The organism is Akkermansia sp. 54_46 (genome assembly GCF_001917295.1).
Classification (GTDB): Bacteria; Verrucomicrobiota; Verrucomicrobiia; order Verrucomicrobiales; family Akkermansiaceae; genus Akkermansia; species Akkermansia muciniphila.
Map to the genome: position 1 here is coordinate 54512 of NZ_MNUD01000023.1, position 9079 is coordinate 63590.

15 protein-coding genes are annotated in these 9079 nt (G+C 52.6%); 6 read left to right on the top strand and 9 right to left on the bottom strand.

Annotated features, from left to right (window positions below):
* Positions 1-35 precede the first annotated feature (35 nt).
* The 8 genes from BHW66_RS03840 to BHW66_RS03875 form a co-directional block, all read right to left on the bottom strand.
* Complete coding sequence (locus BHW66_RS03840) at positions 36-1634, bottom strand: hypothetical protein (RefSeq protein WP_237973551.1); 1599 nt, start codon at positions 1632-1634, stop codon at positions 36-38.
* Complete coding sequence (locus BHW66_RS03845; RefSeq protein ID WP_237973552.1) at positions 1631-2755, bottom strand: hypothetical protein; 1125 nt, start codon at positions 2753-2755, stop codon at positions 1631-1633. Before BHW66_RS03845 ends, BHW66_RS03840 begins: the two co-directional genes overlap by 4 nt.
* A complete protein-coding gene (locus tag BHW66_RS03850; RefSeq protein ID WP_237973553.1) occupies positions 2752-3549 on the bottom strand; it encodes a DNA adenine methylase in 798 nt (265 codons plus the stop codon). The genes BHW66_RS03845 and BHW66_RS03850 overlap by 4 nt, the downstream gene beginning before the upstream one ends.
* A gap of 15 nt (positions 3550-3564) precedes the next feature.
* Positions 3565-3810, bottom strand: coding sequence for a hypothetical protein (locus tag BHW66_RS03855; RefSeq protein ID WP_237973554.1), 246 nt, complete (start codon positions 3808-3810; stop codon positions 3565-3567).
* Positions 3811-4032: 222 nt separating this feature from the next.
* Positions 4033-4827, bottom strand: a complete 795-nt coding sequence (locus BHW66_RS03860) for a hypothetical protein (RefSeq protein WP_237973555.1) — start codon at positions 4825-4827, stop codon at positions 4033-4035.
* 13 nt (positions 4828-4840) lie between these two features.
* On the bottom strand, positions 4841-5248 hold the full coding sequence (locus BHW66_RS03865) for a hypothetical protein (RefSeq protein WP_237973556.1): 408 nt from the start codon (positions 5246-5248) through the stop codon (positions 4841-4843).
* Between the two features lie 8 nt (positions 5249-5256).
* A complete protein-coding gene (locus BHW66_RS03870) occupies positions 5257-5520 on the bottom strand; it encodes a hypothetical protein (protein ID WP_274285274.1) in 264 nt (87 codons plus the stop codon).
* Positions 5510-5830 carry a hypothetical protein gene (locus BHW66_RS03875; protein WP_237973557.1) on the bottom strand — a complete coding sequence of 107 codons (321 nt, stop codon included), beginning with the start codon at positions 5828-5830 and terminating at the stop codon, positions 5510-5512. Before BHW66_RS03875 ends, BHW66_RS03870 begins: the two co-directional genes overlap by 11 nt.
* A 405-nt stretch (positions 5831-6235) precedes the next feature.
* Between BHW66_RS03875 and BHW66_RS03880 the strand changes: the two genes are divergently transcribed.
* The 6 genes from BHW66_RS03880 (at position 6236) to BHW66_RS03905 (ending at position 8575) form a co-directional block, all read left to right on the top strand.
* Complete coding sequence (locus BHW66_RS03880; RefSeq protein WP_237973558.1) at positions 6236-6625, top strand: hypothetical protein; 390 nt, start codon at positions 6236-6238, stop codon at positions 6623-6625.
* Between the two features lie 41 nt (positions 6626-6666).
* Complete coding sequence (locus BHW66_RS03885; RefSeq protein WP_237973559.1) at positions 6667-7143, top strand: hypothetical protein; 477 nt, start codon at positions 6667-6669, stop codon at positions 7141-7143.
* Positions 7144-7284: 141 nt separating this feature from the next.
* A complete protein-coding gene (locus tag BHW66_RS03890; protein WP_237973560.1) occupies positions 7285-7626 on the top strand; it encodes a hypothetical protein in 342 nt (113 codons plus the stop codon).
* Positions 7627-7767: 141 nt separating this feature from the next.
* Complete coding sequence (locus BHW66_RS03895; protein ID WP_257228569.1) at positions 7768-7893, top strand: hypothetical protein; 126 nt, start codon at positions 7768-7770, stop codon at positions 7891-7893.
* Between the two features lie 63 nt (positions 7894-7956).
* Complete coding sequence (locus BHW66_RS03900; protein WP_102758878.1) at positions 7957-8166, top strand: type II toxin-antitoxin system HicA family toxin; 210 nt, start codon at positions 7957-7959, stop codon at positions 8164-8166.
* Positions 8156-8575, top strand: coding sequence for a helix-turn-helix domain-containing protein (locus BHW66_RS03905; RefSeq protein ID WP_215833921.1), 420 nt, complete (start codon positions 8156-8158; stop codon positions 8573-8575). The genes BHW66_RS03900 and BHW66_RS03905 overlap by 11 nt, the downstream gene beginning before the upstream one ends.
* A gap of 47 nt (positions 8576-8622) precedes the next feature.
* On the opposite strand, the gene BHW66_RS03910 is transcribed toward BHW66_RS03905, so the two are convergent.
* Positions 8623-8973 (bottom strand): M15 family metallopeptidase, encoded by a 351-nt coding sequence (locus BHW66_RS03910; protein ID WP_286688916.1) that lies wholly within the window; start codon positions 8971-8973, stop codon positions 8623-8625.
* Positions 8974-9079 lie beyond the last annotated feature (106 nt).

Below are 9079 nucleotides of genomic sequence, written 5' to 3' on the forward strand. Positions count from 1 at the left end.
GATCCCGGAAGGGGGATCTCCCTTGAAAGGCCGTCTTACATGCGCGGTTCGGAAAGAATGACTACATTATATTGTGAAGACACGGCGTCTTCCCGGCGGCCAAAGGTAAAGACGCGCCCGGAACTGTCCACAAATTGCCGCCCCTTGAGCTTCCGCAGTTGATGCCCCATGCTCTGATTCTGGTTTTTGCCGCTGCAAATAATGTCCACCAGCCCCAGATCCCCGGCCACGCCCATCACAGCTTCCACCGTGTACAGGTGCGTCAGCTGCGTATGGGGCGCTTCCGGCGTTTCCGGCTGTATCTTGTCCGCAAGGGCCACCAGCAGCCGTTCCAGGGCATTCCCCCGGACGTCCCCGCCGTCCGTGGTGGCCGGGCGTTTGGTAAAGGGGGAGATAAAGCCCGCCGTCATGACGATGGATCCCACTACCTCCGAAAATCCTTCAAAGGACGGCATGGCGGACGCGGAACACACGGACGGACAGCCCTGTTCATTCCAATGCCAGACCAGGGACCACAAGGCCATAAGCATTTCCCGGCGCCATTGCGGGCGGCTGAATACTTTTTCCGTTAATGGATTGGCAATGTTTTTTTCGACGGACTTGCACACGTCAAACAGGTCAATAATCAGGCTGCGTCGCTCAATGTCCGGCGTTACCGTCAAATTGTTCCCCGTGCTGACAATCTGCATGCGGTTGACCCCGCAAAACTCCTTATTGCCTCCCAGGACGCGATCAGAAATGGCCTCGCTGGTGGCATACTGGTTCAAAGTCGTGCTGCTTAAATTGATCAGGTCATCAATGAGGACATACGGCGCCCCGGAAATAAGCTTGGTAAACAACAGCTTTTGCAGGGCGGCGTCATCCTTGGGAAACGGCGTGGCGTTCGGCACTCCATAAATGGGGCCTAGCGCAAATTTGGCAAGCAGCGTTTTACCCGTCCCCGGCTGGTTGCCTATAATAAGAATCATGGGTTGTCGCCCGATCAGGTGGCGGCAGAACTGCCCCAGCATATACGCCATGAAGCAGGATGCGGAACGGATATGCGTGATAGGCCCGGCGGATTTTTCCGCCCATGGGAAGGACGCCAGGGCTCTGTTCATCGCCCGGAGAACAGCATCCACCGGCCAAACCTTGTTGGCGTCCCATGCCACGGTTTCCGCGCTGTAAATGCGCGTGGCCGGATCATAGCCGGCGGGCAGGATCCGCAGGAAGCGTTCTCCCTTGGGCCCTACGCCCCAGGCGGGCAGACGCACGGGCATGATTTCCGCAATTTCCGGCACGGCGGCCCGCAGATAATCACTCGCCAGAATCAATTCCGCCATATTTTTCCCCATGCTTTCCACCGGATCTTCCGCACTGGCGGAAAAGGTCATGTATTGTTCGATCCACGTTGTGAAACGCCGGGGATCCATGGGCCTTTTTTCAAGTTCCGTCGTTTCCCCGTCCTGGTTGGTGCTCTTGATGGTGCTGATGGTCACATACTCGTCATGATACCGGTACAGGGCGCCGCTTGGCAGGTTGTCCGCTACCGCCTGGGCGATCAGGCTCACTTGCTGGTTGGTGCGGATATTGGGGCGTCCGTCCACCATGACGGGCGCCGCGCCTAATATTTGCGCGGTGGTCAAATCACTCATGATCTTGCCGCCTTTCTTGGTTGCCGCGCGGGCATGGTCAGGATGGGAACGCCGTGGACCGCGCCGGGGTTCAAGTAAAGCAATTCCTGCAGGCGCGGTTGGTCGTATTTGAAATAGGTTCCGTTTTCCCCGGTGGCTCCGTGCCTCATGCAGCCGGGCAGGCGGGACAGCCGTACAGGCGTCATGGCCGCGGCGTCCGCTCCCACGGCGGACAGCCGCAAGACGTATTCTGACTTAATGGCGTTGAATTCCTCCGGCGTGGCGGCGGAAATTTTCACCAGGGCATGGACGGATTTCCCGCCGCTGGTGTAAACGGCCACAACCGGATCCGCAAGCTGCACCAGAATTTTCAGCCATACGTCCGCGGTCAGTACGTCGCTTTCCAGGACCAGGAAGGGGAAGGACGTGCAGCATGCCGCATGCCGCCGCCCCGGCATCAAATTTCCCATGGCATCCCGCTTGCCGGGGTTGGGTTCCCATTTGCCCGTCACGGGCGCCGTTAAGTACCAGACGCCGGCATCCCCGCCGGCAGGCAGGCGCGGGGCTTTTACGGGCTCCACGCCGGGTTTCCGCCCCAGCTTGTAAACGCCATCCTTCACGATATACATATATTGACCCTGGGAGGCAAAGGCCGTGAATACCAGGATCCGCGCGCCGGCGGGATATAGTTCATTCAGCAGCAGTTCCCCCCAGGCGCGGGGGTTGCCGGGGATTTCCACCGGGCTATGATCCCTCAGCCAGTCAAACGTGATTTCTTCCTCCACCCGGCCCGCCAGCGCAAGGGCCAGATCTTCATTCAATTCTTCCGCTTTTACCTTCCGCGCCTGGGGCGCCGGGGGCAGGGGACGCTGGTATTTGGGGGTTGCCTTGCGGGTGCTGCGGGCCCCGCGTTCCTCCGCGCTGATAGCCCGGTAAAGCACCCTCATGAAGTCGTCGCGGGCGCTCTGGCAGGATTGATGGAAGCAATATTCATGCGGCTTTCCTTCGCCGTCAAACCAGATACGCCAATCCCGCGGCCCGCTTTGCGTGGTATGCAGCGCGGCGCCGGGGCAGGGGGCGCACCCGTCTTCCCCGATTGGATAGCCTAAAATTTCCTCGGCAAGTTCCTTGTGTGATTTCATGCGTGAAATTTGAAAAGTGAAAGTTGGTCAGGATAGTTCATCCACAGGCATTCCACCCGTTTTTTCCCCATGCCGGCGCGGGCTCCGTAGCTGACCTTGCACCAGCCGGAAAGGGCGTTGTTGTAAAGCGCGTTGTCGTACCCGCACAACACCACTTTCCCCCGGCAATCCAGAACCAGCCGCAACAGGTCTTCGTGTTGTGCATCAGTGAATTCGTGCGTGTAGGATCCTTCACGGGTGCGGGTGCTTTTCAGGTAGGGCGGATCAATGAAATGCAGGGTTTCCGGGTCGTCATGCCGTGAGATCAGTTCCAGGGCGTCCCGTTGTTCAATGTACACGTTCCGAAGCCGTTCAACGGCCTTTTCCAGCGTTTCCGGAAGGTTTTTCCAGTCAGCCGCCACCGTGGGCTGACGGTTCCGGCTCACCCGGAAGCCGGAAGAAGCGTCCCGGAATGCGTCATTGGCAATGCCGAACCAGGAGCGCACCAAAAAGCGGCGGGCACGTTCCACGGGATCCTTGACTGGCCGGGCATGGTTCAGTTCTTCCCGGCTGCAAGGCGTCAATCGGATAGCATCAATAAGTTCCCCGGAATTCCCATTCCTCAATACCCGGAAAAAATTCACCACTTCCCCGTCCAGGTCATTATAAATTTCCACCGCGGAAGGGGCCTTATTCAGCAGGACGCCGGCGGATCCGCCGCACGGTTCAAGATAACAGAAATGCGGCGGGAAGTGTTCAATGATTTCCCGCGCGTATCGGTTTTTCCCTCCTAAATATCGCAGTACGGCTTTCATTTTTTATTCAATGACTTATGAAAAAAATAAGTTAATTGTTTTCCCGTCGCATATATAACTTTGAAAATATTTCATATTTAGAGCAACCCACGCTTGGTTTTCATTTTTTCTGAAATAAAGAATTTCATTTTTCCCGGCGTTTATATCCACTTTTCCAATCAGGTCTTTTGCAACTTCATAGGAAACAAACATTGACGCACAAGGGCCGTTTTTGAAAACAGGATTATAGATGCGTATTTCAAATTCATGTTCAGGATTCATTTTTTTACAGGGTAAATTCTTTCCCGTACAACGCTTTATATATATTGTTCCTTTTTTTCCGGGCGGTACGAATATCACATGTTTTCAAGTTGATATTTAGCGATATGATATGTTTACGGTCTGTGATCAGAATGTTGAACACGTACCCGTTTTCATTGAGCCGCAGGCAATAATCTTCATCCCCTGGATCATGAATTACTCCAATAAGCGTATATCGTTTTTTCATTTTATTATTCCTTTAACTTCCAATACCTTAAATTTGATCATCCACACCCAGGGATCCGCTTCCCCGCCGCCGTGCAGACGATCCCACAGCGTGAAAAAGGAATCTCTGGCGCGGATGCACATGCTTTCCGGGGCCAGATAGTTTTTCCAGCCGGTGGAGGACGTTTCTTCATCGTAAAAAATGCTTTCAATTCCTTCCGCCATAGCTTCTTCTTCAGTAATGGATTGTAGTTTCCTGACCTCAATATCAGTTATTTCCAGCAGAATCCGTGAGGCGCAACGGGGAAGGAACATGGCCTGACGCCGCCGCAAGACAGATCTGTCCAGCCAGGGCTTCACCCCCGCTTTCCGGCAGTCTTCCAGGCATTGTTCTTTCAGGCAATCCAGCCAGGCGGCAGAATAACCGCCGCCCGGCTCGCATACCTTCCGGGCCCCGTCAGCCAGGTATTCCACTTCAAAGCCTCCCCATGGCAGGAACAACCCTACTTTCCAGTGTTCCCTCACCCATAGCCGTTCCCCCGGCTTCCCATAGGGGCATTTCACCACAGGATCCAGCCCTGGCGGGCATTTCCCGCGCGGATCCTGGAAAACGGCGCGCCAGATTCCCGATTCTTCTTCTGTGAAATGACATAGTTTCCAGGCATCTTCACCCAGGGGGATTTTCCAGTCCGGCCAGCCATTGAAACGTTCTAAGCCCCGCGTGCGGCTGGTCTGTGTTTTCCAGCCTTGCAGCAGCGCCCGCACCATATCCGCGGAAAAGGCAATGGGGCGTTCTTTGATATATGTTTTCATAATATATTGAAGGTTATTTTTTTATTTCATCAATCAGGCGCAAAATTTCTTTCTTGTGCCGGTAAAGCACATCTTCCCCCACGCCCAACCGGTCACATAGTTCCCGCCAGGTAAAGGAGCGGGGATCCCCTATCCCAAGCAGTTTTACCAGGATGCCGGCATTAAGCGCCAGATGCCACAGGGTCAAATCCATGCTGCCGGGATGGACGCGCAGCAGCCGGAAAAACTGTTTCACCACGTTTTCCCGCTTGGCGTGGTAGTATTCATCCAGCAGCACAAGCTGATCCTCCGTGAATTCCTCACGCGGAAAATCAGCGGGCAATCCTTCCCCCGCCTCATTTTCCGCCGGCGGATGAAAAGGAAGCTGTTCCAGATCCTTCACTCTGACGCGCAAATACCATGCGGCATATTTGTTGCTCATAAAAAACGCTAATTGTTAAGCACTCCGAGTTTTATTTTATTCTTTTTCAAGGTCATGTGGAGATCCACAAACAGGGACGCTCCTATTTTCACCATGACCAGCGTTCCGTTGTTGCGCCAGGTCCGCAGCGTTTCTTTGCTGGGGGCGCTGTCCGGCAGGAACAGGCCCGGCGTTTTGGGCAAATCATACAGGCGGCAAAAGCGGGGCAGATATTTGATCTGATCCCCTGCCGTTTGCACGTTCCCCACGGCCACCACGCTTTCAGGATTCACTTGTTCCATTTTCGTTGCTGGGCTTGAATTCACATTTCGCATAAACTCCGGCCATCCCCATCATTTGTTTCAGATTCTTCAGGGGGATTTCAGAGCATCCCAGGCCCTGGGCCAGAAGAATTTCCGTAACCAGCGAACCGGCCAACGCTTCCAGTTGCACACGTGGCAGACCTTCCACCAGTTCCCGCGCATTGTTGATAACGTTTTTTATGATGTCATCCGGCGGAACGTTGGAGAGTCTTTCATGGATGATATTGATATTCCGCCGGTCTCCCATGGGGGCCGGATTGAATGCTGTATTTATTTTCATGATTCTAATCGGTTGTTTATCTCAAATTCAGGTCAGGATCCGCGCCGTTGACCACTACGGGGGCGGGAGTGGGGAACATTGCCGGCGCCGGGCATGTTACGGGCTCAGGGGCCGGGACAGGGGGCAATGCTGCCGGGGTCATGTTCCGTCCCTGACGGGTCAACGCTTCCCTGGTCAACAACGTGGAAATATCTATTCCCGCCTGCGCGGCCTGAATGGCGAGAGTTCCAAACGTTAGTGCCGGAATTTGCAGGGTGATATTACTATTATTCGTAATTTTGTTTCTCATAGCTGGACTAACAACTATGAAAAATCGTAAAAAACGTCAAGTCTATATTTCGTATTTTTCGGAAATTGCAGTTTTCACCCTTGCTAATTATTCAAGATTTTAGTAAACCGTCACGCATGGATTATTCTGTTGAAAGCATAAAAAAATGGTTAAAGGGTGCCGGAAAAGATCGTAACTGGTTGGCAAAGAAGCTTTATGTTAGTAAATCTACTGTTGATAATTGGTTAGCTCCTTCTACTCCTACGCCAATACCCAAAGCGAAGCTTGCTTTCATTCAACAGCTCATGGAACAATCAAAAACTATTGAAAATAAAAAGGTTAATTATGATGATGTTCTTACTTTTCCCGTACGTCTAACGCCGGAGGAATGGAAAGCCCTTCTTCCCCCGGATATTGATCCGTCAGACTATGCCGCCGCGGAAAGGCATATCCGCAACCTTCTTCAATCCATCGTGGATTCTACCCCACCCATGCCGCGCCCCCAAGAGCCAGACAACAACGCATAATCCTTCTACGCATTAAAGGCCAGCTTTCTCTTTTTCAGGAATTGCTGGACAATGCCGGGAAAGCACGCTATCACGAGATTATGTCTATAAAATATACAAGTATTATCATCATATCTCTTCTTTCCTGCATTGTTGCCTTGCTGGGTGTGCTGGTATATTCCGCTCCCCCTGCGGAACAGCAGCAAGAAGTTACTCCGCAGATGGGTCAACCTGTCACAGAATATGATTATAAATGGTATGCTATTGATCCAGTGATGCTTATTGCAGGGAATAACATGAATTATAAAAAACAGATTACCCCGGATATTATACACTTTCCGGACGGCTGGGAATATGTGGCGCCCTTGCATTCTGGAACGGCAGGTGTTGAATATATTCTTTTGCGCCGGCCAAAAAACGCCCGAAAACCGTTCAAACAGCCCATTAGGAAAGGGCTTTATGATTCATCCTCGCAGAAATTGAGGGATTGGAAAGGCGCCGCGACTGTTCTTGATATGACCATAGGCGCCCCTAAATAAGCCGCCCCACAAAAAACGGCGGCCATCTCTGGCCGCCGCCTTTTGTAAGGAATTGGATTGACCAACATCCCAGGGGCTACCCCCTAAACATGCAAAATTTCAATCCACGCCCCGGAGGGCGACATCTGAAAGAACAAGATCATGGAAACCGAACTGCAAAAAATTTATTCCGCCCTGGAATCCCAGGTAACCTCCAGCCCTGTAGTGTCCTCCTTCATCCATTACTGGATCGACGAAGAAGGAGGGTGCGATGAACGCCCCTCCAAACCATCTGGAGAGCGCCTCAATGTGTCTTACTATGACCCGTGCGATGCGGAGGATCAGGCGGAGATTGACCGAGTTATGAAAGTCATAAAAACTGCCATATCGGAATCCCCCGTAAGCATTTACCAAAACTACTACAACGAAGACGAAGGCGAAGAGTGGATTGACGGTGTGTTCGCTCGTGGAGTCCATGCAACAGAATGGGGAGTTGATTATTGATTAACTAATCCCAAAGAATCATAACAATAAACTGAAAGAACAAAACAATGAAGGAATACTCCTACACAACCACCACCTGCGGACCCGGCTAAAACTCACGCCTCCCTTAATGATGCCGTTGAATGGATTGCTGAATACATCATGACTGAAAAGGCCCGTTGCTTTTCGCCCCATCTCTGGATTATTGATGAAAACGGAAACATGATTGGAGACATTCATTTTTCCGGCTTGGTTCGCCCAGCCGGGGATTTTTTGCGTGGAAAATAAAAAAAAGACACAATGGGGCTTTTTTCTCTTGCTGAAAAGTACCCAATGTGCTAATTTGTACTCATGCCAAAGAAGATACGGGAGTTAATCAAAATGCTTGAAAAGGCAGGATTTACCCTTGACCGTTGCCGGGGTGATCATCGCCAGTACAAAAAGGGCGGTTTGCTTTACACCGTTTCCGGCAAGCTGGGACAAGACGCCCAGCGTTACCAAGAAAAGGACGTTGAAAAACTCTGTAATCAGGAAAGAAAGAACAAGAAGCATGAAAAATAAAACTCATTATACGCGCGTTATTGAATGGTCTGAAGAAGACCAGCTTTATCTAGGAAGCCTCCCTGAACTCCTGTTCGGGCATTGCACCCACGGGACTACTGCGGAAGAAGTAAACCGCAATCTTGACGAATGTGAAGAAATGGCCCTGGAATCCTTGAGTGAAGAACCGGTCCGGGGGGTACGGGTACTAGTTTTTGCTCCCGGAAGCCGCCGGAACTGGATTGTGAAAAACAAGGTAGCTAAATTACGGCAAAACCTGGACATGGGCCAGAAAGAATTTGCCGCTCTCCTGGGAACATCCCCATCCACCCTGAAAAAATGGGAAAGCGGGCAACGCACTCCATCAGGAGCGGCGGCCAAGCTCCTGGAAGTCCTGGAACGCAATCCGGAAGCCGTCTTAACCAAGTAACAAAAAAGGCGCCCTCCAAACGGGGGCGCCTTTCTTTTTGCCAGCGTTTACAGGCGGGCGAACTGAAGGTGCATCCAGTCATAATTCCGTTCACGGCCCAGAGAAACGGCCCCATGGGCTTCCCATATCCGCCACCACTCTTCACACTCCGGGCGGGAAAGCCCGGCATGGGGGGCTTTGCAGGAATAACTGTTCCGTGCCGGGTCAAAGTCCAGGGCAATCCCCCAGGCGTGCATGCTCTTGCTTTTGCCGGTGGCCGTGCTGCGGTCATTGTAGGAACCTCCATACTGGTCCAGGTGAAGCGCGCGGATCCGGTCCAGGCCATACGCGGCCAGGACTTCCGCCAGGGCCGCCTGAACGTCCTGTGCGATCGCCTGATGCACGCGGATCGTTTTCACGGGCCTTCCCTCATAATATAAAGGATAAGGGGGGACAATAGAAACAAGGTTGTTTTCGTCCCCTGGCCGCCCAAAAATGGAAAGACCGGCCCGGACGGTTGCCTGG